At 41.3% G+C, this 22731-nt stretch carries 24 protein-coding genes; 20 read left to right on the top strand and 4 right to left on the bottom strand.

Annotated features, from left to right (window positions below; translation table 11 throughout):
- The first annotated feature begins 161 nt into the window (after positions 1–161).
- From JZO85_RS10185 to JZO85_RS10165, 5 genes are all read left to right on the top strand, one after another.
- The gene (locus JZO85_RS10185) at positions 162–1565 is read left to right on the top strand and encodes an MFS transporter (RefSeq protein ID WP_242550311.1); all 1404 of its coding nucleotides are present in this window, start codon (positions 162–164) and stop codon (positions 1563–1565) included.
- A gap of 140 nt (positions 1566–1705) precedes the next feature.
- On the top strand, positions 1706–2803 hold the full coding sequence (locus JZO85_RS10180) for a Gfo/Idh/MocA family protein (protein WP_207108412.1): 1098 nt from the start codon (positions 1706–1708) through the stop codon (positions 2801–2803).
- A 24-nt stretch (positions 2804–2827) separates the two neighbouring features.
- Positions 2828–3703 (top strand): sugar phosphate isomerase/epimerase family protein, encoded by an 876-nt coding sequence (locus JZO85_RS10175; protein WP_207108411.1) that lies wholly within the window; start codon positions 2828–2830, stop codon positions 3701–3703.
- Between the two features lie 8 nt (positions 3704–3711).
- Positions 3712–4116, top strand: coding sequence for a C-glycoside deglycosidase beta subunit domain-containing protein (locus JZO85_RS10170; protein WP_207108410.1), 405 nt, complete (start codon positions 3712–3714; stop codon positions 4114–4116).
- Between the two features lie 29 nt (positions 4117–4145).
- Positions 4146–5201 carry a Gfo/Idh/MocA family protein gene (locus tag JZO85_RS10165; RefSeq protein WP_207108409.1) on the top strand — a complete coding sequence of 352 codons (1056 nt, stop codon included), beginning with the start codon at positions 4146–4148 and terminating at the stop codon, positions 5199–5201.
- A 208-nt stretch (positions 5202–5409) separates the two neighbouring features.
- Here the strand turns inward: JZO85_RS10165 and JZO85_RS10160 are convergent, their stop codons facing one another.
- The 4 genes from JZO85_RS10160 to JZO85_RS10145 all read right to left on the bottom strand — a co-directional run bounded on the left by JZO85_RS10160 (position 5410) and on the right by JZO85_RS10145 (position 9150).
- The gene (locus JZO85_RS10160) at positions 5410–6864 is read right to left on the bottom strand and encodes a sensor histidine kinase (RefSeq protein ID WP_207108408.1); all 1455 of its coding nucleotides are present in this window, start codon (positions 6862–6864) and stop codon (positions 5410–5412) included.
- Entirely contained in the window at positions 6861–7550 is a 690-nt protein-coding gene (locus tag JZO85_RS10155) for a response regulator transcription factor (protein ID WP_207108407.1), read from the bottom strand. The genes JZO85_RS10160 and JZO85_RS10155 overlap by 4 nt, the downstream gene beginning before the upstream one ends.
- Positions 7551–7641: 91 nt before the next feature.
- Positions 7642–8421 carry an ABC transporter permease gene (locus JZO85_RS10150; RefSeq protein ID WP_207108406.1) on the bottom strand — a complete coding sequence of 260 codons (780 nt, stop codon included), beginning with the start codon at positions 8419–8421 and terminating at the stop codon, positions 7642–7644.
- An 18-nt stretch (positions 8422–8439) separates the two neighbouring features.
- Entirely contained in the window at positions 8440–9150 is a 711-nt protein-coding gene (locus JZO85_RS10145; RefSeq protein ID WP_207108405.1) for an ABC transporter ATP-binding protein, read from the bottom strand.
- Positions 9151–9644: 494 nt separating this feature from the next.
- Between JZO85_RS10145 and JZO85_RS10140 the strand changes: the two genes are divergently transcribed.
- The 15 genes from JZO85_RS10140 to queG all read left to right on the top strand — a co-directional run bounded on the left by JZO85_RS10140 (position 9645) and on the right by queG (position 22293).
- Positions 9645–10427 carry a DeoR/GlpR family DNA-binding transcription regulator gene (locus tag JZO85_RS10140; RefSeq protein WP_207108404.1) on the top strand — a complete coding sequence of 261 codons (783 nt, stop codon included), beginning with the start codon at positions 9645–9647 and terminating at the stop codon, positions 10425–10427.
- 160 nt (positions 10428–10587) lie between these two features.
- Positions 10588–11517 carry a nucleoside hydrolase gene (locus JZO85_RS10135; RefSeq protein ID WP_207108403.1) on the top strand — a complete coding sequence of 310 codons (930 nt, stop codon included), beginning with the start codon at positions 10588–10590 and terminating at the stop codon, positions 11515–11517.
- Between the two features lie 18 nt (positions 11518–11535).
- Positions 11536–12954 carry a PTS transporter subunit EIIC gene (locus JZO85_RS10130; RefSeq protein ID WP_207108402.1) on the top strand — a complete coding sequence of 473 codons (1419 nt, stop codon included), beginning with the start codon at positions 11536–11538 and terminating at the stop codon, positions 12952–12954.
- Between the two features lie 68 nt (positions 12955–13022).
- On the top strand, positions 13023–13490 hold the full coding sequence (locus tag JZO85_RS10125; RefSeq protein WP_207108401.1) for a PTS sugar transporter subunit IIA: 468 nt from the start codon (positions 13023–13025) through the stop codon (positions 13488–13490).
- 11 nt (positions 13491–13501) lie between these two features.
- Positions 13502–13936 carry a DUF6198 family protein gene (locus tag JZO85_RS10120; protein WP_207108400.1) on the top strand — a complete coding sequence of 145 codons (435 nt, stop codon included), beginning with the start codon at positions 13502–13504 and terminating at the stop codon, positions 13934–13936.
- Position 13937: 1 nt separating this feature from the next.
- The gene (locus JZO85_RS23535) at positions 13938–14093 is read left to right on the top strand and encodes a DUF6198 family protein (protein WP_488350008.1); all 156 of its coding nucleotides are present in this window, start codon (positions 13938–13940) and stop codon (positions 14091–14093) included.
- A gap of 27 nt (positions 14094–14120) precedes the next feature.
- The gene (locus JZO85_RS10115; RefSeq protein WP_207108399.1) at positions 14121–14927 is read left to right on the top strand and encodes a purine-nucleoside phosphorylase; all 807 of its coding nucleotides are present in this window, start codon (positions 14121–14123) and stop codon (positions 14925–14927) included.
- A 15-nt stretch (positions 14928–14942) separates the two neighbouring features.
- Complete coding sequence (gene add, locus JZO85_RS10110) at positions 14943–15959, top strand: adenosine deaminase (protein ID WP_207108398.1); 1017 nt, start codon at positions 14943–14945, stop codon at positions 15957–15959.
- Positions 15960–16105: 146 nt separating this feature from the next.
- Positions 16106–16810, top strand: a complete 705-nt coding sequence (locus JZO85_RS10105; protein ID WP_207108397.1) for a Crp/Fnr family transcriptional regulator — start codon at positions 16106–16108, stop codon at positions 16808–16810.
- Positions 16811–16946: 136 nt separating this feature from the next.
- Positions 16947–17555 carry an ECF transporter S component gene (locus tag JZO85_RS10100; protein WP_207108396.1) on the top strand — a complete coding sequence of 203 codons (609 nt, stop codon included), beginning with the start codon at positions 16947–16949 and terminating at the stop codon, positions 17553–17555.
- The gene (locus tag JZO85_RS10095; protein WP_207108395.1) at positions 17548–18285 is read left to right on the top strand and encodes an energy-coupling factor transporter transmembrane component T; all 738 of its coding nucleotides are present in this window, start codon (positions 17548–17550) and stop codon (positions 18283–18285) included. Before JZO85_RS10100 ends, JZO85_RS10095 begins: the two co-directional genes overlap by 8 nt.
- Complete coding sequence (locus JZO85_RS10090) at positions 18282–19118, top strand: energy-coupling factor ABC transporter ATP-binding protein (protein ID WP_207108394.1); 837 nt, start codon at positions 18282–18284, stop codon at positions 19116–19118. Before JZO85_RS10095 ends, JZO85_RS10090 begins: the two co-directional genes overlap by 4 nt.
- Positions 19118–19915, top strand: coding sequence for an energy-coupling factor ABC transporter ATP-binding protein (locus JZO85_RS10085; RefSeq protein WP_207108393.1), 798 nt, complete (start codon positions 19118–19120; stop codon positions 19913–19915). The genes JZO85_RS10090 and JZO85_RS10085 overlap by 1 nt, the downstream gene beginning before the upstream one ends.
- Positions 19912–20838, top strand: a complete 927-nt coding sequence (locus tag JZO85_RS10080) for a nucleoside hydrolase (RefSeq protein WP_207108392.1) — start codon at positions 19912–19914, stop codon at positions 20836–20838. Before JZO85_RS10085 ends, JZO85_RS10080 begins: the two co-directional genes overlap by 4 nt.
- A 312-nt stretch (positions 20839–21150) precedes the next feature.
- Complete coding sequence (queG, locus tag JZO85_RS10075; RefSeq protein WP_207108391.1) at positions 21151–22293, top strand: tRNA epoxyqueuosine(34) reductase QueG; 1143 nt, start codon at positions 21151–21153, stop codon at positions 22291–22293.
- Positions 22294–22731: the final 438 nt, after the last annotated feature.

Raw genomic sequence — 22731 nt, 5'->3', positions numbered from 1 at the left:
GGTCAAAAAGAAGTGATTTGAATGTGTTCAAAATAAACAACCCAATGGAAACAGTCATATGAGTACTATGCTTTTTTCTTTTTCGTATTAAGAAGAAAGCTTCGAAAGTGATTAATATGTAATTGTAATCGATTACAACTACATGAAAATGGAGGATTACAATGGCTGAAAGAGAAATGGATATTGAACCTACAACTGTTCAAAAGAAAAAGATTTCTAGAGGACGCATGATGCTTTATGGGATGGGAGATTTGGCCAGCCAGTTCGTTTGGACGTTTACTGGTACATACTTGACGGTATTTTATACAGACGTTGTTGGGCTAGCTCCAGGGGTTGTGTCGGTTATTATGTTATGTGCTCGATTGTGGGATGGTATTAATGATCCTATGATGGGGAGTGTTGCAGAAAGAACTAAGAGTAAATGGGGGAGGTTTAGACCGTACATTTTGTTTGGGACGCCGTTTCTTGCTGCAGCTACAGTACTGACCTTCACAGCTCCCTTTGGAAACGGGACTGCCGGTGTTGCTTGGGCTGCTGTCACTTATGTAGTCGCAGGAATGCTCTATACGCTAGTAAATATTCCGTACGGTGCTTTGCCGGGTGTGATGACCGAGGACGCGAATGAGAGAAATGAACTAAATGCTTGGCGTTCGGCAGGAATGAATGTGGGCATGATCATCGTGAACTTCTGCTCTTCTTTCATTATGTTGAGATTTTCGGAGGGATCTGAAGTAGCGACTGGACGAGGCTATTTTGCGACAGCGGTGATTTATGCCATTATCTCGGTTCCGATGTTCTTTGCTGTTTTTGCTTCAAGTAGAGAAATCATTAAGGTAGCTGATGATAAACGAAAGGTCCCTATCAAAGAAACGTTTAAAAATATTGTTGGAAATAAGTATTTAATGCTCTTATTTGGAATTATGGTTTTACAGATGTCAGGTTTTATGGGGAGAATCGCACTAACCAGCTACTATGTCATTTATTGTTTGGGAGCTTTCACTCTGATTGCATTGTTGATGACGATACCTTCTATTGGGGGAGTCATCGGTTCAATGCTGGTAGTACCTTTGGTTCGACGTTTTGGAAAAATAAAGATGTTGGCAATTCCCTTAGTTGTTCAAGGAATCGCATTGTTGATTATCTATTTTGCGGATTTCGATAATCTTCCATTGATTGTTTTTGGCCATATCCTATTTGGATTATTCAACATGGGAGCGCCAATTACACTTTCAATGATTGCGGATGCGGTGGATTATCAGGAACTAAAAACAGGTATTCGGACGGATGGGACTGCCTATGCAACATATGGATTGGCAACGAAATTAGGAAATGCTATCGGCGCATCAGTTGGCTTGATCATTATGGGCTATTTCGGCTATCAAGCCAATGCGCAGCAAACACCAGAAGCGCTTCAGGGAATCAATCTGGTTACAAATTTATTGCCGGCATTCTTATTCTTTGCAGCTGCTGGACTATGCTTCTTTTGGAAAATGTCAGATTCGGATGCAGATACTATCAGAAAGCAGCTGGATGAACGACGTGTTGAACAAACTTTAGGCGAATAGTGGATGACCATTAAAAGGATTTGCTGCCGCTCAGATAGTATTTTAACGGACATTTCGATTTGATTGGTCATGTTTGAAGATTATTGGAGCGTTAGGATGATGAATAAACTAGGAACTATGTATTTATGGAGAAGAAAAAAATGACAAAATTAAGATTTGGAATTATTGGATGCGGCGGAATTGCTCACAGCAAGCATTTCCCGGCATTAGCAAAATTAGCAGATGAAGTAGAAATGTCGGCTTTTTGTGATATCGAAATTGATCGGGCAAAAGAAGCTGCTCAACAATATGGAAGTGCGGACGCCTTAGTTACAGCGGACTACAAGGAACTGTTAAACGAGAAAAGTATTGATATTGTCCATGTACTAACACCAAATATTTCACATTCGTTCATTACTGTAGACGCTTTGGAAGCGGGCAAGCATGTGCTGTGTGAAAAACCAATGGCGATCAATTATGAGGAAGCTCAAAAAATGTTAGAAGCAGCGAAACGAACGGGGAAAAAGCTAACGATTGGCTACCAAAATCGTTTCAGATCTGATTCCTTAGTCACACATGAGGCCTGTCAGAAAGGTGAGCTAGGAGAGATTTATTTTGCCAAAGCTCACGCTGTTCGAAGAAAAGGTGTCCCGACATGGGGCGTTTTTCCTGACAAAGAGAAACAAGGCGGAGGTCCATTGATTGATATCGGGACCCATGCACTAGATTTGACATTATGGTTTATGGATAATTACAAGCCAAAAATGGTTTTAGGTTCTACTTATCAGAAGCTGAAAGACAATCCAATGGCCAATATGTTTGGTCCATGGAATCCAGAATCATTTGAAACAGAAGATTCAGCTTTTGGCTTAATCAAAATGGAAAATGGTGCGACGATCTTTTTAGAAGCGGCTTGGGCCCTAAACATGATTCAGCCAAAAGAGGCGCAGGTTACATTGTGCGGAACGGAAGCAGGAGCAGAAATGTTTGGCAAAGCCTACTTAGACGAAGGGTATGTCGTGTTTAATAAGGCTGACCATAATCAGTTGGAGCAATCCCAGCCATCTGAAACCGGCGGTGTATTTGGTTTCAGTGGTGAATCGAAAGAACAACGTGATGTAGAAGCTAGACAATGGATTGATGCAATCAAAACAGGAGAAGATCCGCTTGTCAAACCTGAACAAGCTATTGTTGTGACCCAGATACTGGAAGCAATCTATCAATCAGCTAAAACAGGAAAAGTCATTGAATTTGATTAATCAGGATATTTAGGAGGAAAAAAGATGACACATAACATTAAACGAGGGGTCACTGCCTATAGCTACAATAAAGTTTACGGCATTTCTATGGACTTTGATGATATTTTGCAGGACATTCAAGACACAGGTGCTACAGGAGTTGAAATTCTAGCCAATTCTCACATTCCCAAATACCCAAATGTTAGCGATCAGTGGATCGAAGAGTGGCATGGTAAGCTGGCTCAATACAATCTTGAGCCGGCTGAATATGGTCATTGGGTAGATTCTCGTCTATACAAAGGCAGAGAACTAGATACAAAAGAAAGTATTGAGATGCTGGAGAGAGATTTTATTTTAGCGAATAAGCTTGGCTTCAAAGTGCTAAGAACAAAGCTTGGTGTAATCGATGACACATTGACTCCGGTAAAAAATTGGCGTGAATTCATCAAAGGAGCATTAGGCCTGGCAGAAAAATACGATGTTCGGATGTGTCCGGAGATTCATAGCCCAACTATTTTAGATTCTAAAATGATCCATGATTATGTGGAGTTTATTGAAAAAGAAAATACGAAATTCTTTGGACTGAATATTGATTTTAGTATTTTCCAAACAGGCGACAATTCATTGATTGGATTTGGTGAGAATGATTTTGTAGGTCCTCCGTGTGAGCATAGTAAGGTAGAAGAATTAATACCGTTGTTAAAATATGTGTTGGTCTGTCATGCAAAATTCATGCGAATGGATGAGAACTTCAATGAGGTAGTAATTCCATACAAAGAAATCATTGAGATGCTAATTGCCAACAACTGGGACGGATACCTTATCAGTGAATACGAAGGAGCAAAGGCTGACGTTCCGGGACAAACGTCCGATCAAATCAAACGTCACCAGCTTATGATGAAAGAACTGTTAGGAAAGTGAGGAGCACTATGTTAGAAAAAGAATGCATTCAATCAAGAGGATTCAAAAACATCGTTGAGGATAATGAAAAAGTCGGCTTCCAATTTGAGATACGATTAATGTACTACCGTGGTTTATGGCTATCTCAAATTCGTCCGATTTCAGTAAAAATCGATGGAGAAGCGATCAATCAAGAAGATATTTTGTGGGAAATTGAAGGGGAGGAATATACTCAGACAGAGATGGAAAAAATAGGAGATATCCAGTGGAATGTATTGACTCCTGCAATTATCCGCGTCAAAAAAAATGGTGGATTAGAATCGGGATATCATGATTTAGAGATCGATCATCGTTTCAGTTCTTCTTATATGCCTCCTGATATGGATGAGGTCTTGAGCTTCGGTTCGCATAAGCGACGTCTATTATTGATTTAGTAGAAAAAGAATAGAAAGGAGCGCTCTTCATGCTGAACTTTGGAATTATCGGTTACGGGTTTATGGGAAAAACTCATGGGAAAATGATCCAGGAGCTTGATTATGGAAAGCTCATAGCAGTGTGTGATAACCAAAAAGAACAATTGAATGATGTTCCAACAGAGGCTAAGACCTTTTTGAAGGCAGATCAATTATTGGCAGAAGCCGAGATCGGTACGGTCATTATCGCGGTACCTAATCACCTCCATCTGGAAATGGTGAAAAAAGCAGCGGCAGCGAAAAAGGATATTATTTTAGAAAAGCCTGCCGCGATGAACGGAAATGAATTTCAGGAAATGATGGCTGTCACAGAAGCGGCGGGTGTTCGCTTCACAATCCATCATCAACGACGCTGGGACAAGGATTATCGCTTGATGAAGGAAGTTGTTGAGAGTCAAACGTTAGGCGATATCTATACGATCAAAAATAGTTTGTACGGCTTCAACGGAAACATGCACGATTGGCATGTGTATCCAGAGTTTGGCGGTGGGATGCTTTATGATTGGGGCGTTCACCTGCTGGATCAAATGCTGTGGATGATCCCCGGCAAGCTGAAAACGGTTTATGCCGATGTGCGAAATGTCATCAATCAAAACGTTGACGATTATTTTAATATCCAACTGTATTTTGACAGTGGGATCACTGGACAGGTAGAACTAGGAACGTATTTCTTAAAAGACGAAGCTTCCTGGTTTGAACGCCATTGGTTTGCGGGCGGAAACAAAGGCAGTGCCTATGTTGACGGCTTCAATCCGCAAGGAAAGATCGTCCGCACCAGTGAGCTGTTGACCAATGTACCTGGGAAAATCACTATGACTGCCGCTGGACCGACTCGTTCCTTTGGTCCGCCGCCAGAAGGTCGCTTAGTCACTGAAGAATTGCCTGATGTGACGGTTAATCATCAAATGTTCTTTGATCATTACAATCAGTACGTAGAAGGAAAAGAAGAATTAATCGTCAAACCGACAGAAATCCTGCGCTTAATGAAGCTTTTAGATGCGATCCGTGTTTCCGCAGCTGAGCATCGGTCAGTGGAGTTTGAATAAAACAGGCAATCAGGATCAGAACATCATTAATCGAAGTAAGTCATTTGAGAGATCCAACATTCATTTCTAAGGTTGAGAAAACAATTGATTCCACAAATGTTTCCGGTTAAAATAGTTTAATTTGTACGGTTAAAAAAATAAATCGACCACTAAAAAATCTTTTTTTAGTGGTCGATTTTTTCTAATAAATAGAGAGCTTTAGATAGGCTTATAAACGCACCTGAAACCTCTTTTCTTTATCATTCAATTCAATAAAAGCAATCGTTCCGCCATGCTTCTCCACGATTTTCTTACTAATCGCCAGACCTAGGCCGCTGCCGCCTTTGGTCGAACGAGAATCATCGCCGCTGACAAAAGGCACAAATAACTGTTCCTGAAGGTCCTTAGGAATCTGACTGCCATTATCCGTTACTTCAAAGATCATGCGACTGTTTTCGGTATATAGTCGAATATGGACAATCGTCCCAGCTGGGTTGTGGCGGATACTATTGCTGATCAAGTTATCAAACACTCGCCGCAATTCCACGGCATCACCCGCCAGCTTTAAGGGTTCCTCTGGCAGATCAAACATCAATTCAATCTCATTTTCTTCCGCGATTTCCAACTGCTCTAGCAAGACCTCGCGAACCAGCTCAGACACATCCAGCTCCTGCAAATGAAGCTGATAATCTGGGCTTTCCAGCTTAGAAAAAATCAACAGGCGAGTCACCAATTCGCTCATGTGATCGGTTTTAGAAATGATTGTCTCCATCGTCTGTTCCAGCTTTTCTTCACTAATCAAGCCATCAGCAACAGCCTTCGCCGTACCTTTGATGGTTGTGATAGGAGTCCGCAGGTCATGAGCCATGTTGGCAAATAATAGTTGCCGTTCCTTTTCATAGGCCAGCCGCTGCTGTTCTGACTGCTTCAGCTGCTCGGCCATATGGTTGAAGGAATCCTCGATCTCAATGTATTCATACTCTGCATTCAGATGAATCTTCTTCTCGTAGTCGCCATGATTGATCGCCCGCAGACCATCCATCAACACCTCGTTTGGCGCGACAAGATGCTCCTTGACAGATTTAGAATAGCGCCAGATGCAGAAAATGAAAATGAGGAAACTTGGAATCAACAAGAGAAGGATCCCTCGTAAGGTTCTTCTACCAGTGGGGGAGTTGAAGCTTGTAAAGGTCATGTTGAAATTTCCCCAAAGTCGGTTGCGGGGCAGCTTGGCGATGCAGATATATTCCTTCCCATTTTTAGCGGTAAAGGGAGCAAAAGTCGCTAAATAGCTGTCATCCATATTTCCTATTGTCAGCGATAGGGGTCCGATCTGATGGACACGATGATTCATAATCGCCTGCAGGCCGTCCATTGCCAATAATTGATTCTGGGTGTAATGCTCCTTTTTCTCCATTACCTTGCCTTTGGTATAAATCACACGATTGTTTTCATCTAGAATCTCTACCCAGCCGCCGACATCATTCAATGTTGTAATATCTATTTTTTCGTAATCTGGCCGAACGATCGTGTCAGCACCTAGATTCTTAGCCAGGTCATTCGTACTATTCATGAAAAATTGAGCGATTGTGATCAGAATCATCAGTAAGGCTATCAGCAAAAGCGACGTTGTCACATATTTTCGAGTTAAAAACCGTCCTAATGTTTTTGGCTTCTTTTTCATGGCACCATCTTATAGCCTAGACCGCGGATCGTCTGGATATAAGATGCCCCCTCTCTGTCGCCGATCTTATCTCGCAGTCGGCTGATGTAGACCATGATATTGTTATCATCTACGATATAAGTATCCTCCCACGCCGCTTCGTAAATCTGTTTTTTCGTAAAAACTCTGCCCGGGGAGCTCATTAGTAAACGTAAAATTTTAAATTCAATCGAAGTCAGATTCAACGATTCCTCATTTTTATAAAGCAAGCATTGATTCAGATCCAGTGTCAGATCATGGAGGCTCAGTGTCTCAGGTTCAGCGACTTCCTTCGCACCCAAGGAATAGAAGCGGCGGAGCTGGGCTTCTACTCGAGCCACCAACTCCAACGGATCAAAAGGCTTCGTGACGTAATCATCTGCGCCAACTCCTAGTCCCAGCACCTTGTCTGCACTCGCATCTTTGGCAGTCAAAAAAATGATGGGGATATTTTTCTCTGAACGAATCGCCTTGATCAATTGATAGCCATCCATTTTCGGCATCATGATATCTAAAATCGCCAGATCGATGCTTTCCTGCTGTAGACATTCCCACGCCGCAGCGCCATCCGCTGCCGTAAAAACCTGATAGCCATCCTTTTCCAAATAAAGCGTCACAAAATCAAGAATCCCTTGTTCATCATCTGCTACTAAGATCGAAAAGCCCATCACCAACACCTCTTTTTCATTTAGGTAGAACACATACGCGTATATGCTTCATAGATTCATTTATTTTCTATCATTATACCGTTTCCAACCGCTATTTTATATCCACTCTTTTGAAAAGCAGAGAGGCGATGGCCAAAAGGCAGCCAATAATCAAAAACGAAGATAGGAGAGCGGGCAATAAATACTCGGCGTCACCAGCGATAAGATTGTTGCTGACGGATAGGGCAGAATATTTTACAAAAGTAAACGCATTGGAATTAATTAAATAATTTACCGCAAATAGTCCGATCAATGCCGTGATAAAAGCGATGAAAGGGGACATGTACAAACCGACTAAGAATGTTAACGCCATAAATAATGCCAGATGAAGATAGATGAACCCGACACTAGCCGCCAAACCAGAGACAGTCACTGTTGCCGAAGCAAAATTTCCGTTACCAAGACTTGAATTTGCGATAAACAAGTAGTAGCTGCCAAGAGCAGACAAGGTGAATAGAGCAAAAGCCCCCGCGACAACTGTCATCAATGCCAAAAATTTCCCGAAAATCACACGCCCTCTTTTGCCAATTCGAAGCAAGGTCATCTTGATCTGTCCACTGGCGATCTCGCCAGAAAATTGAAAGGCCGCTACTAAGATCAGCAAAATGCCCCAGATACCCAATCCGCTAAAGAACATCCATAAGGTTCCGATAAATTCCAGACAAGCAAAAGTACCGTTGTTCGAAGCCGCATCACCAGTCATGGTCAAGCCGCCGGTTGAGATTCCAAATGCCATAATGAACGCCAGAATTGCTGGGATTACCAAGATCAAGCTGTTTTTCCGTTTCATTATTTTAATCAATTCCATTTTATAAATCATCCACAATTCCATTTTTGTACCCTCCATTTTCTACTTCATTAACTCGATCAAGCGTGCTTGCTGATTCTCAAAATGCCGATTTTCATCAGAATAGCTGATCACGCCGCCGCTTAGAACTAAGATGTTATCCGTCAAATCACAAACCTCCTGCATCTGATGACTGGAAAAAAGAATTGCCGTTCCTCGTTCCCGACACAGCTTTTTCAATAACTCTTTGACTTCTTCCACGCCGATCGGATCCAGCCCTACAAACGGTTCATCCAAAATCAGCAGCTCCGGCTCTGTAATCAGCGCCAAAGCTAGCGCCAACCGCTGTTTCATCCCAAAAGAAAAATTCTTCACCTTTTTCCGCGCCGCATTCCCCAGCTCGACGAACACCAAGCTCTCCTGAATCCGCTGCTTTCGCGCGTTCTTTGGAATCGAATCCGTCAGCCGAATCGACAGCATCAAATTGTCATACGCATTCAGATCCTCATAAAACTGTACATCCACTAGCGAACCAATCTTCGCCTTCACCCGAGTATCAGATGAGTCCAAGCGCTTCCCGCGAAACGTCAGCTCACCATCAAAGTTTGTCGTCAATCCTAAAACACATTTCATCAACGTCGTCTTTCCGGCACCATTCCTGCCAAGTAGTCCAGTAATCTTTCCCGGCACTAGCTCCAGATGGATGCCTTTCAAAATATCTGCCTTGCCATAGCTCTTATGCAGATCGTTGATTTCTAAAATAGTCGTCGTCATTTTGTCGTCCTCCTGTTTGTCTATGGCTCAAGTATAGGGAGACAAGCTTTCAGAGAGAGTGGGTTAACCTTAAAATAAGCTTTAAATGGATGAGGTATCAGGAAGCTATAAATTTTTGCAGCGAGGGTTAATTTGCATTTTAAGGAAGAGCTGTTTAAGAATTGTGAGTTTCGCTTCAGTCTATTCGTGGGTATTGTAGACAGTTTTAAAAAAATGATTTGAGTCATTTAGACTCCAAGCTGTTCAATAGAAATAGGAGTGGAGCGTTATTTTTCCGCTATAAAAAGCAATGTTTATCTTTTCAATTAGTTTTTTGTGAAGGTAGACGTTTTCTTATATGGCTGAAATAGCTAAGGTTTCAGGTATTTATATTTGGAAAAAGCCAAATATAAAATTTGGTTATAACCCAAAACAATCTTCATTATGCTATAATAGACGGCGTACAAATCAATAAGTACGGGTTAGTCTATTCAAGAAAAGGGAGAGAATTTCTGATGGGAAAAGTCGCTTTACGAAGAAAAAAGATTATTGAGATATTAGGCAGCAATCCAATTATTTCATTAACAGATTTGGCCTGCTTATTAGACGTTACCACAGAAACGATCCGAAATGATTTGAAGTCAACCTATCTTATTGATAAGGTGGTTCAAGCACATGGGAGTGTAGCATTAGCTCATACGACAAATGCTAGAGATGTTCCCTATTCTTTTCGTAAAGAAGTCAATTCGCAAGTCAAAAATAAAATTGCTGATCAAGCTTGTCAGTTGATTTCGCCAGGTCAGGTGGTAGTTATTGAGCATAATAGTATTTCGGTAATGTTGATTCATCTACTAAGTCAAAATCCTGAGTTATTGAGTAGCATCACAGTTATTACTAATTCTTTTAGTATTATGCAATATGTTCAGGAAAAGCAGCTCGAAACGCACATCATTTTTCTAGGTGGAACATTTAGTTTAAAACAGGAGAATTCGTTTGGAGCAACTACAGTGGCCCAAATGAAGAATTTAAGAGCAGATATTTCTTTTTTGAGTCCTGGAGCAATCAATGAAAAACTAGAAATTACTGCATACAAAGAGCAAGACGCAGAATTACAAAAAGAGATTATGAAAAGCTGTAAAAGAAACGTTCTGTTGGTTGAAAAAAATAAATATCCGGAAATTGCCATGTGGAATGTGAATCTGGCTACTGACTATGATGAAATTATTACCGAACTTTCCTTTTCCTCAGAACAAGAAAAATGCCTATATGAACACAAAGTAAACGTAATTACAATTTAGAATTTTAAAGAGAAGTATTGGTTATATCCAAAACTTCTCTTTTTTCAACCAATAAATTTGGTTTAATCAAAAATATTATTTGACAAAAACCAAAAACATGATAGTATTTGAGATGAAGAAAACGTTTTATTCAAAAAATAAGGAAGAGGTATCTCAAAACATGGACAATAGTGAAATTTTAAAAAAATTAGAACGACCACAAGGAAAGATTGATGTCGTTTTAGACACGGATACATTTAATGAAATTGATGATCAATATGCTTTGGCATATATGATTCAATCCCAAGATAAATTTAATATTTTAGGGGTTTATGCAGCACCTTTCTTCAATCATCATTCTACAAGTCCCAAAGAAGGAATGGAAAAAAGCTATGATGAAATTTTGAATGTTTACAAATTATTGAATCGTACGGAATTTAAAGCGATTACATTTAAAGGATCTACAGACTTCTTGACGAATGCAGAACCAACAATGACTGCTGCTGTTCAGCACTTGATCGATACAGCGTTGGAGCATTCACCTGAAAATCCGCTATATGTAATTGGAATTGCGGCAGCGACCAATATTGCGACAGCTATTTTGTTAGAACCGAAGATTGTGGACAATATTGTCGTCTTGTGGCTAGGAGGCTTAGGATACGAGTGGCATAACAATTTATCATTTAATTGCCGTCAAGATTTAGTTGCAGCAAGAGTACTATTGGATACACCAATGCCTTTAGTACAGTTTCCTGGAATGGGTGTAATCTCTGCTTTTGCGACGACTGGACCGGAATTGGAGTATTGGTTAAAAGGGAAAAACAGTTTTTGTGATTACATGGTTGATAAAACAGAGAAGGAGGCCCAAATTACAAACTTGAAGAATGGCGGGAAAGTTTGGTCCCGTGCATTATGGGATATTGTTCCTATCGGCTGGTTATTGAGTGATGAGTTTATGAAGGACAAGCTTGTCTATAGTCCAATTATGCAAGACAATCACTATTATAGCTGGGATTTCAGAAGACATTTTATCAAGTATGTCTACTTTGTTGAACGGGATAAATTAATGGAAGATGTTTTTGAAAAGTTGGCGAATATTGACAGTATTTAGAAATGGAGGATTTTATAGATGGGAAAATATGATAATCTGAATGATTTTATCATTGAAAATGTGGGTGGGGATAATAATATAACGGCACTGACGCACTGCGTTACTAGGTTGCGTTTCACATTGAAGGATGAAAGCTTAGTGAACCGAGAGGCATTAGTTAATCACGGTGAGATTATGACTGCACAAGCGGCGAATGGCCAATATCAAGTAGTTGTTGGAATGCAGGTTGATGATATTTATCAAGCTATGCTGCCGAAATTATCTATCTCAGGTTCAACGGTCGAGAAGGATAGTGAACAAGCGAAAGAAGGGGACAAAAAGACGCTATTGAATCGTTTCATTGATACGATCACTAAAATCATCACGCCAACATTGGGGGTGATGGTAGGTTGTTCATTGATACTAGGGGTACAGTCTTTACTAGTAGCTTTTCATGTCATTACACCTGGTGATGGGACATTTGTCATATTGAATGCGATTGGCTATGCATTGTTTACTTTCTTTCCAATTATTTTAGGTTATACAAGTGCTAAGACCTTTGACTCGGATCCATTTATCGGCATGATTGTCGGAGCTGCGTTAGTTTTTCCGAATTTGGTGGCGGATCTGACAGGATCAGATGTTCTTTATAAACTATTTGACGGCACTATTTTTCAAACAAATATTCATAGTAATTTCTTAGGACTTCCAATTGTTTTTCCACAGAATGGCTACACATCGACAGTTATTCCAATTATTCTTTCAATGTTCTTTTTATCTAAGCTAGAACGATTCGTGAAGGGGATTATTCCAAAATCTTTACATTTTACCTTTGTGCCATTTTTTACTTTGATTCTTGGTGTTCCAGCAACGATTTTAGTCTTCGGTCCCATTGCCAATGTAGCGAGCAGTCTTATTTCAAGTGCAATTTTGGGCTTATTCAGTTTCTCACCAATAATTGCAGCGCTGTTTATTGGGACATTGTACACACCTTTAGTTATTCTAGGACTACATTGGCCTCTAGTTGCAATTGGGATCAATAATTTGGCAACAACGGGAACGGATTATTTACTACCCATGATCTTTACAGCACCTTTAGCTCAAATGGCGGTTGTATTTGCTGTTTATTTAAAAACAAAAAATCCAGAGGTAAAGAAAATTTGTGTTCCAGCCATGGTCTCTGACTTTTTCTGTATCATTGAGCCTTCAATATATGGAATAACGCTGCCAGTGAAGAAGCGATTTGTATTTACTTGCATAGGAACTGCAGTAGGTGCTTTGATCATCGCAATGGCAGATGTACACAATTTCGCAAGTACTATTGGAGTGTTGGGGATTGGCGGTTTTATCAATCCGCAAACAGGGAATACTAGCTTTGTATTAATTGTTGCGTTAGCGACACTAGCGACGATGGCTGTTTCATTCTTATTGACCATTTTTACTTACTCAGAAGATTAAAATAGTAGCCAAGCAGGAACGTTCTTGCTTGGCTACTTGTGAATAACAGACAAAACGGAGGTAGAGAAATGTTTTTTGATCGATTTAAGAAAAAGAAAGAAACGATTGTCACACAGCCTGTTGAAGGGAAGCTTTTAGCATTATCTGAAGTGGCCGATCCAGTTTTTTCACAAGGCGTAATGGGAATAGGATTTGCTGTACAACCGTCGAATGGAAAGATTCTTTCTCCTGTCAATGGAGTGGTAGAAAGTGTTTTTCCGACAAAACATGCCATTACTTTAAAAAGTGAGACGGGAATAGATGTATTGGTGCATATCGGAATTGATACAGTTGAATTGAATGGTGAGGGCATTCAACCCCGTGTATCAGTTGGAGAAAAGGTGACTAATAGGACACAAATTGCTGAGGTTGATTTAGAAAAATTAGCAAAAGCAGATAAAGCCAGTGATATCATCATTGTGTTTCCAAGCTTGAATCAGGAATTGATTAAACAGTTCGACCTGTCAGGAACAGCTGCGACAGTAGCAATATTGTGAGAGCAATGAAGATGAAAGCTAAATTGTTAATTCATTTATTTGGAAGCAGCCTTATGGGAATGGGGATTAGCTTGCTGATTTGGTTGGAATTGGGCGTAGATACGATCAGTCTCTTATATTTAGGCATTCAACAGTATTATGCACTGCCAATATGGCTTTTATGCCTTCTATTTAACTTGATAGTCGTCCTGCTTGTTTGTTTGATTAAGCGCAATGAAATTGGTTTAGGAACAGTCATCAATTTCTTAGTTCTAACGCTTTGTCTAAAATATTTTCCATTGTTCTTGATCCGATTTTCACCAGACAGTTTATCTTGGATTTTCCAAGGAGCGCTTCTTTTAGCAGGTGTAGGAATTCTAGCAGTTGGTTGTGGGATGTATGCTTCGGCTAACTTAGGCAGTGCCGCACTAGAATCGTTAAGTACGGCAGTATCCAAGAAATTTTAGGATTTCTTTTCGAAGGGTTCGAATGTTTTTTGATGGTTTATTAGTGGTGACCGGTCTAATATTGGGAGCAAAAATTGGCTTAGGGACTATTCTATGTGTTTTCTTAATCGGTCCTATTTCACAACAGGTGCAGAGAAATATCGTACTATCAAAATAATATAAAAATAAGGGATGATTCTATAAAATGGAGAAATTACTAGAGACAGCAGGCTTTTTGAAGGAGCGAGGAGTTGAAGAGATTGATTTTGGATTAGTATTAGGTTCAGGACTTGGTGAACTAGCAGAAGAAATTGAGGAAGCGATTATAATCCCTTATCAAGAGATACCCCATTTTCCAATAGCTACTGTTGTAGGGCATACGGGTCAACTAATCTATGGAAAATTATCAGGAAGAAGCGTTTTAGCAATGCAGGGACGTTTTCATTATTATGAAGGCTATCAAATGGAAAGAATCGTTTATCCAATTCGTGTTATGAAGGTATTAGGATGTCATTCATTGATTGTAACCAATGCTGCAGGAGGAATAAATAAAGATTATCAGCCAGGTGATTTAATGTTGATTACAGATCAAGTGAATTGCATGGGAAGTAATCCGTTAATTGGTATAAATATTGAGGAGCTGGGTCCACGCTTTCCAGATATGAGTCAGGCATATGACATGGAGTATCAACAAAAAATGAAAGAGCTTGCGAAGAAACTGGGCATACCTTTGAAGGAAGGCATTTACTTAGCGTTCTCTGGACCAGCTTATGAGACTCCCGCTGAGATTCAGATGGCTCGAATATTAGGTGCAGATGCTGTTGGAATGTCTACTGTTCCAGAAGTGATCGCAGCAAAGCATGCTGGAATGAAAGTTTTAGGAATTTCTTGCATTACTAATTTAGCAGCTGGCTTACAGCAGAACCTGAATCATGAGGAAGTTGTTGATACAACTCAGCGAGTAAAGACCATTTTTAGTCATTTAATTAAGAAAGCATTGATGATTTTGTAAGAAAGTAGGAATACGATGGAACCATTGCAAATGAAAAGAATACCTAAGGTTGAGTTACATTGCCATTTAGATGGTTCGATCCGAAAGGAAACGTTGCGCAGTATTTACGTAGAGCAGAATAATCCGTTACAGCTGTCAGATGAAGCGCTGCATCAAGCGATGACTGCAGCTGAACGGTGTGACTTAACTAATTATTTGACATGCTTTCGGATTGTTTCATCAGCTCTGCATACTAAGCAAGCTCTACAGCTAGCACTTTTTGATGTAGTAGAACAGGCTGTTGAGGAAAATATCTTCTATTTAGAAATTCGATTATCCCCATTGCATTTGGCCACGGAGAATTTTTCTATGGAAGAAGTAGCTGAAGCCTTAATTGAAGCCGCAGATTTAGTAAAAGTACGATATCCGATCCAAATTGGGTTAATTTTTTGTTGTATGCGACAGCAATCAGATAGTCAAAATAAGCAAGTCATTGATTTGGCGAAAAAGTTTTTAGGCAAAGGAGTCGTAGCGATTGATCTAGCTGGAGACGAGTTGAAGTTTCCCACGAGAGACTATCGTTCCTTATTCATTTATGCCAATCGACTAGGCATTCCATATACGGTTCATGCAGGAGAAACGGGGAGTTTGCAAAGTGTGCTAGATGCGATTGATTTCGAAGCAAAACGAATAGGTCATGGCATAGCTTTAGCAAAATCGCAGAAAGCTATGGAGAAGGCTCAAAAGCAAGGAATTTTATTAGAAATGTGCCCTGTTTGTAATATTCAGACTGGCGCGGTTGCTAGTTGGAAAGAATATCCGGTTAAAGAATTTCTAGAAAATGGATTGCCAATTAGCTTTAATACCGATAATCGCACCGTTTCTAATACGACATTAACAAATAATTTTCTTCAAGTCGCTCAAAATTGTTATTCGTTGTCTGAAAAAGAAGTTCTCAAACAAGTGAAAACAGCTATTGATTATCTTTTTGTAGATGAAGAAAATAAGCAAGCACTGCAAAAAAAGTTGAATAATCATCAACTATACGGATAGAATGAAACGATGTTCAACAAATATGAGTCAAAGAAAGCGACTATCCATCAAATGTTCGTGGAAAAATCGATTGCTAGCAAGATAAAAGCGCTCCATGCTATAGTTATAAAAAAATGCAGAAGCAGGTTTTGCGAAAGGAGCGTACCTTGGAAGAGCAACGATTGAAAGAACTGTGGCAAACATACGGCAGCGAGAAACGCTTCAACTACTCAAAAATCAAGGACAGATTAGGGGATAATCACTCAATCGTAAAATTTAAGGCGGACGAACCGATCGTCATGCGGGGAGATTTTCCAACATATATCTACTTTATTCGCAGCGGTGTGGCTATTGGAATCAGGGATTATGAAGATGGAAGTGAGTACGATTATTTTCAGCTGGATGAAACCAACGGAAGTATCGGCCTTCTGGAAACATTGGCTCAAAAGGAGGAAATCATCGCAACAATCACCTGTCTCACCGAGGTTACGGCGGTGCGCGTTCCTTCAGCGACTGTTTATCAATGGATCATGCAGGATTTGGAGCTTTTGCGCTTGAGTGCGAATTTGCTAGCGGATGATCTGTATCATCGATCGGGCAGTGACGGGCTATTTTATCAGCTCAATGGGGTTGATCGGCTTCGCTACTATTTAGTGGAATACTACGACAAGCAGGTCAAAAGTGGGGATGAGCTTGTCGAGATACAAGAGATTCGGGAGAAAATCGGCCATAAGCTAGGGATGAGCGTTCGAACGGTTGGCCGTTCCTTGAAAAAGCTGCGAGACAACAAAGAAATTGTGAGTATCGATCGTAAAATTTACGTAGGATCAAATGAGAGGCAGCGATTGCAGAAGCATTTGATTCGCGTTTGAAAACAAGGAAGAGTGTACCGCGAAGGGTCATGTGACCTTTCGTGGTCTTTTCATTTTAAATATACTAATGGCAATAGAAAGGAAGCCCTTACAAAGAAGCGGCTTGCTTTTAAAAATAATGAAAGTAGGAAGAGAGATGAAACGAGGATTAAGGTATGATTTTGGACTGCAGGCATTGATGCTGATCCCAGTCGGTGTTTCCTTGAATGTTGTCGGTTATCAGCTGTGTACCATACTGAAGCTGCCAGTTTTTATTGATCAAATCGGCACTTATTTAGTAGCGATGGTAGCTGGTCCCTGGGTAGGCTTGATGACGGGATTTTTGGGAAATGTCGTAAATGGGATGCTAAACCCGGTAGCGATCCCGTATGGTTTAGTTTCCATGAGTATCGGATTATTTGCCGGCTTTTTCTCACGCTTTAAATTTTTTAACCATTTGATCGGGATGATCGTGGCTTGTGGTGTACTGACGGTCGTTTCTGCCGGAACCGCGGCGATAGTGACGGTATTTATGTTTGGCGGCATCACCGGAGCAGGGACGGACTTAGTAACAGCAGCATTTCTAGCAGCTGGTCGTCAATTGTGGGATTCTGTATTTTCAACGAATATCATCACTGGTACGATCAACACGATCTTGAATTTTGCCATCAGCTATTTAGTCGTCAAACGGATTCCGCCGCGTTTCTTGGTTAAGCTGAACTATGGTGCGCCTTATATCAGCAAGGAGGTGTTGAAGCATGGCTAATCCGATCGAAAAATGGTACCCCTCAACCAAGCTCATGATCGTTCTGACAGTGATCATCATCAGCATGTTTTCAACGATCCCGCCTGTGCAATATGTCCTGTTTGGCGCCGCGCTCCTGTTGAGTGTCTTCTCAGGAAAAATCGGCAGGTTTTTGAATACCTTTTTCAAATCCATTTTTGTCATTGTCATATTTATTTTTTTAGTTCAGGTATTCATTGTAAAAAATGAAGACAGTCAACCGCTTTGGTGGTTTATCGGCTACTCGCAAATCGGGATGGACACAAGTATCGGCTTATCTTCACGAATCGTTGCTATCAGCTCGATCATTATTTGGTTCTTTCAGGTCACCAGTGTGAAGGATATTGTCGCGGCACTGGAAAAAGCCCGAATTCCGAAAAAGGTCACCTTTGTCATTTCCGCAACGATTCAGCTAGTGCCTCAGATGACCAAGCTTTCACAGACGATCTCTGATGCTCAGCGAGCTCGAGGAATAGAAACAGAAGGTTCTGTACTGGTACGGATGAAGGCCTTCATTCCAATGATGGGGCCATTAGTATTAACATCGATTCAGCAAACCGATGAACGAGTGCTGACATTGGAGGCTCGCGGCTTTTCTGCTCCAATAAAGAAAACGGCCTATTATTCTGTTAAGAAAACGCCGCTGGATTACACGATCGTTGTTCTTTGTCTAGTAGGCTTGATCGCCTATTTTGTGGGAGGTCCATTATGAGTTTAATTGAATTAGAAAATGTTACGTATCGATATCCATTGGATTCGGAAGCGATTATCAAAAATATTGATTTATCCCTTGAAAAGGGAAAGGTCTATGGCCTGATCGGCAGCAACCAAGCAGGGAAGACCACGCTTTGTAATATCATTCGCGGATTTATCCCAGAGATGTTTTTAGGTGAGCTGTCTGGAAAAGTGACCTATAAAGGCCAAGCGATCCAGCAATACAATATCGGTGCTCTGGCCGCGGAGATCGGCTACTCCTCGCAAAATCCCTTTACCCAAATTTCAGGTGTCAAGGATACAGTGGAAGAGGAGATCGCCTATGGTATGGAAAATATCGGCGTGTCTTACGAGATCATGCATCAGAAGGTCCAAGAATTGATCGACCTCTTTAAGCTGAATGAGCTGAAGGAAAAGAATCCCTTTGAGCTGTCTGGCGGACAAAAGCAGCGGGTCGCACTTGCGTCGATCGTTGCGCTAGATCCAGAGGTCGTTATCTTGGATGAACCAACCTCGCAACTAGACCCGCAAAGTACCGAGGAGGTCTTTGAGATTATTGCGATGCTGAAGCAGCAGGGAAAAACCATTATCGTCGTCGAGCATAAGGTGGATCTGCTGGCAGAATACTGCGACGAGATTATTTTATTAGAACAGGGTCAGGTAATAAGAAAAGGAACTGCCCATCAAGTACTGAGTGATCCCGACATCCTAAATCATGGCGGTGCGCTGCCTCAAGTTTCCTTGTTCTATCTGCAATATCTTAAGGAGCATGCCGATGTACCAATCACGATGGCGGAAGCAATCAGAAAACTGAAAGGAGCGACTGCGTGATGAGCTTTTTAAAATTAGAGAACGTCAGCTTCAGCTATCCCAACGGGTTTGAAGCGACTCAAAATGTTTCCGCAGAATTTCAGCTAGGTGAAGCTGTCGCGATCATCGGACAAAACGGTGCCGGAAAAACGACGACCGTCAAATTAATGAACGGCCTGCTGCGCCCAACGAAGGGACAGGTGCTAATCGACGGAAAAGAAACCAAATCCCTAACCACCGCCCAAATGGCAAAGCGCGTCGGCTACGTCTTTCAAAATCCAGACGATCAGATTTTCCAAGAAAGCATTGAAAAGGAGATCGCCTACGGACCCAAAAAACAAAAATTAGCTGCCGCTGTTGTTGAAGAAAGAGTACAGGAAGCCGCTAAAGCCTGTGGATTGCTGAATGTTTTAAAGGAGCATCCCTATAATTTGCCCTATTCAAAACGAAAATTTATCACGATCGCTGCGGTGATGGCGATGGACCCAGAAGTCATCATCCTCGATGAACCAACAGCCGGACAGGATCGCGAATCAACCGAATTACTTGGAAAGTTGATCCAGCTGCTGACCGAAAAAAATAAAACAGTCATTACCATCACACACGATATGGAGTTTGTCATTAAGGAATTTCAACGCGTTCTTGTTTTCGCCGAGAAGCAGCTGCAAAAAGAAGGCACGCCAAGAGAAATTTTCTGGGACGAAAGCCTGCTCCAGATCAGTGCTCTGAAGCAGCCATACATTTGTCAGCTGGCAAAAGCCCTTGGCTACCAAGACATCCTAACGATGGATGAGCTGGGAAAGAAGGTCTCCGCATGAAACATCTTCTGATCGATTGCGATCCCGGTCATGACGACGCACTAGCGATCATGGCCGCGTTGGCTAACCCAGAAAGCTTTAACATCTTAGGAATCACGACCATCGGCGGCAATCAAACACTAAAAAAAGTAACCGAAAACGCCAAAAACATTCTGAGCTTCTTAAACGCCAAAGTTCCTTTAGCAGCAGGCCAAGCAGGCCCCTTAGTCAAGCCGCTGCAGACCGCTCCCGAAGCACACGGCGACTCTGGAATGGATGGTCCTTACTTTGATGGCGCCGATTATCCAATCGCTTCTACCAACGGCGTCCAATTTTTAGCAGAAAAAATTCGAACAAGCAAAGACAAAGTCACACTAGTCGCCTTAGGACCATTAACCAATATCGCACTGCTGATCAAAAATTATCCTGAGCTGCTTCCGCAGATTAACGAAATTTCCCTAATGGGCGGCGGTATCCATCACGGCAACCAAACATCACTTGCCGAGTTCAACATCTACGTCGACCCAGACGCAGCAGAGATCGTTTTCCAAAGCGGACTACCAATCATCATGTCCGGCCTAGACGTAACCGAAAAAGCAGAGATCACCGTAGCAGAAATCAATCAGCTAAAAAATCAAGGAAAGGTGAGCCAACTAGCCTATGAATTACTGTCCTTCTATAATCAATCTGGACGACAATTCGGCTTCATCAACTCACCGATCCACGACCTCTGCGCGGTCGTGTACCTATTAAAACCAGAACTATTCAAAGGCAGCTACGCCGATATCCATGTCATCACCGATGATTCAACTGCCAGAGGATTAACCTATGGCGATTTTCGGAGGATTGCCCCCGAGTCGAAGAATACTCTTGTTTTGGAGGATGTGGATCGCGTAGGGTTTGTGGAGGTTTTGAAAGAGGCTTTAGTTAGGCTTGACGAATAATCAATACTTCACGTAAAGACACTCACTATTTCAATTTGTGCGTGTCTTTTTTGATGTGTTCTATAGGTAAAGGTTATCGTGAATTACAACTCATCAACAAGTCCTTATTCTAGAAAGTTCTCCGGAAAAGCCATCGTCTTTTGAAAAAATGACGGTCAGATTTCCCGTACAGCACTCTGACAAAACAGGGGATTTCTTTTGCTAGTAAGGAACATGTGATATAGTAGGGCCTGTAAAATCGTATCAGGATCGCAGTTCTACTTCCTATTTTAGCAGGTTAAGTAGAATGACATACGAACTAGGAGTGGAACTATGCAAACCTTAAAAGAACGGATCATCGCTGAAAGTAAGCAGCTAGGTATTGATAAAATCGGCTTCACAACAGCTGAGCCTTTTGATTATTTGGAAGAGTCATTGTTGGAGCAGCGCTCACTGGGCCATACGTCTGGTTTTGAACATCAAAATATCAAAGAACGGCTTTATCCAGAAGAAACATTTGAAGATCCACAAAGTATCATAGCGATCGCATTGGCATATCCGACAAAATTCCACGAAAAAGTCCCTCGGGATGAAAAACGTGGTCAATTTGCTCGTGCTTCATGGGGAACGGATTATCACTTCATTCTAGAAGAACGGCTGTCTAAGCTGATCTATTTTATCAAAGAGCAGGCCGAAACAGAACAGATTCAAGCCCAGTGGCGTTTTGCTCCGCAGGTTGATACAGGTGAGCTGGTCGATGTCGCAGTCGCACAACGAGCGGGTCTAGGATTTATCGGGCGCAACGGCCTGCTGATAACGGAAGAATATGGTTCTTTTGTGTATCTTGGCGAAATCATCACGAATATCCAATTCGAACCAGACCAGCCAGTTCCAAACGGTTGCGGCGATTGTACACGCTGCATTACCGGTTGCCCAACCGGTGCCTTATTGGGAGACGGCCGGATGAATGCCAAAAAATGCCTTTCCTATCAGACACAAACTAAAGGCATGATGCCGGAGCAATATCGTAAAAAAATCCGCAATGTGATCTATGGCTGTGACATTTGCCAGCAGGTCTGTCCATACAACCGCGGCAAAGACTTTCATTTTCACGAAGAGATGGAGCCAAAAGTCGATGAGGTCTATCCAAAATTGACACCGCTCCTAACCATTTCAAATCGCGAGTTCAAAGAACAGTTCGGACACTTAGCCGGATCTTGGCGCGGCAAAAAACCGCTGCAGCGCAATGCACTGATTGCCTTAGCCAACCTCGGCGGTAAAGAAGCATTGCCAGAAATCCAAGCCTGTCTACAAGACCAGAGACCAGTCATTCGCGGTACCGCTGTCTGGGCATTAGGCCAACTGACAAGAAAAGTACCAGAAGAAACGATCAGTCTATTGCAGGAATTAGAAAAAACAGAAACTGATTCAGAAGTTTTGGATGAGATAGCGAATGTTTTGGAAAGGTTGGGATGAGTTGAAAGATCGAACATGGTTTGTCAAAAACTTTCAAAATGAAATATCAGATTCGATTATGGTTATAGAAAATATTCAACTCGCATTGCCAATAAAATATACAAGAGAAGGATTGGAGGAGATGTTACATGACTGAGAAAGAGTAGAGGCGATTATGATCAAGTACAATCGTAATTTCTCAGAACTCCCAAATAGGGCTACTGTCAGAGAAATCAAGACAGTATTTAAATATATTGCCGAAGAGTCCAACCGAAAACAACGTGAATTAATAGGACTTGATAAAGAAAAGTAGTTGATTCTATTTATGATCTTTCTGGGGCAGGGATGGAAGCCTACTTTAAACATCTGAAAGGTCGAAGTTTTTTTGAAATAGTTGAAAATAAAAAGACGAAGGATTTGTATGCTGAAATTTTTCGTCTTTTTTAATATTGAGAATTC

It is taken from the genome of Candidatus Enterococcus murrayae (genome assembly GCF_017315985.1).
GTDB classification, from domain to species: Bacteria; Bacillota; Bacilli; order Lactobacillales; family Enterococcaceae; genus Enterococcus_A; species Enterococcus_A murrayae.
Note: the sequence above shows the minus strand (reverse complement) of the source record. Positions and strands in the feature narration are given on the sequence as shown.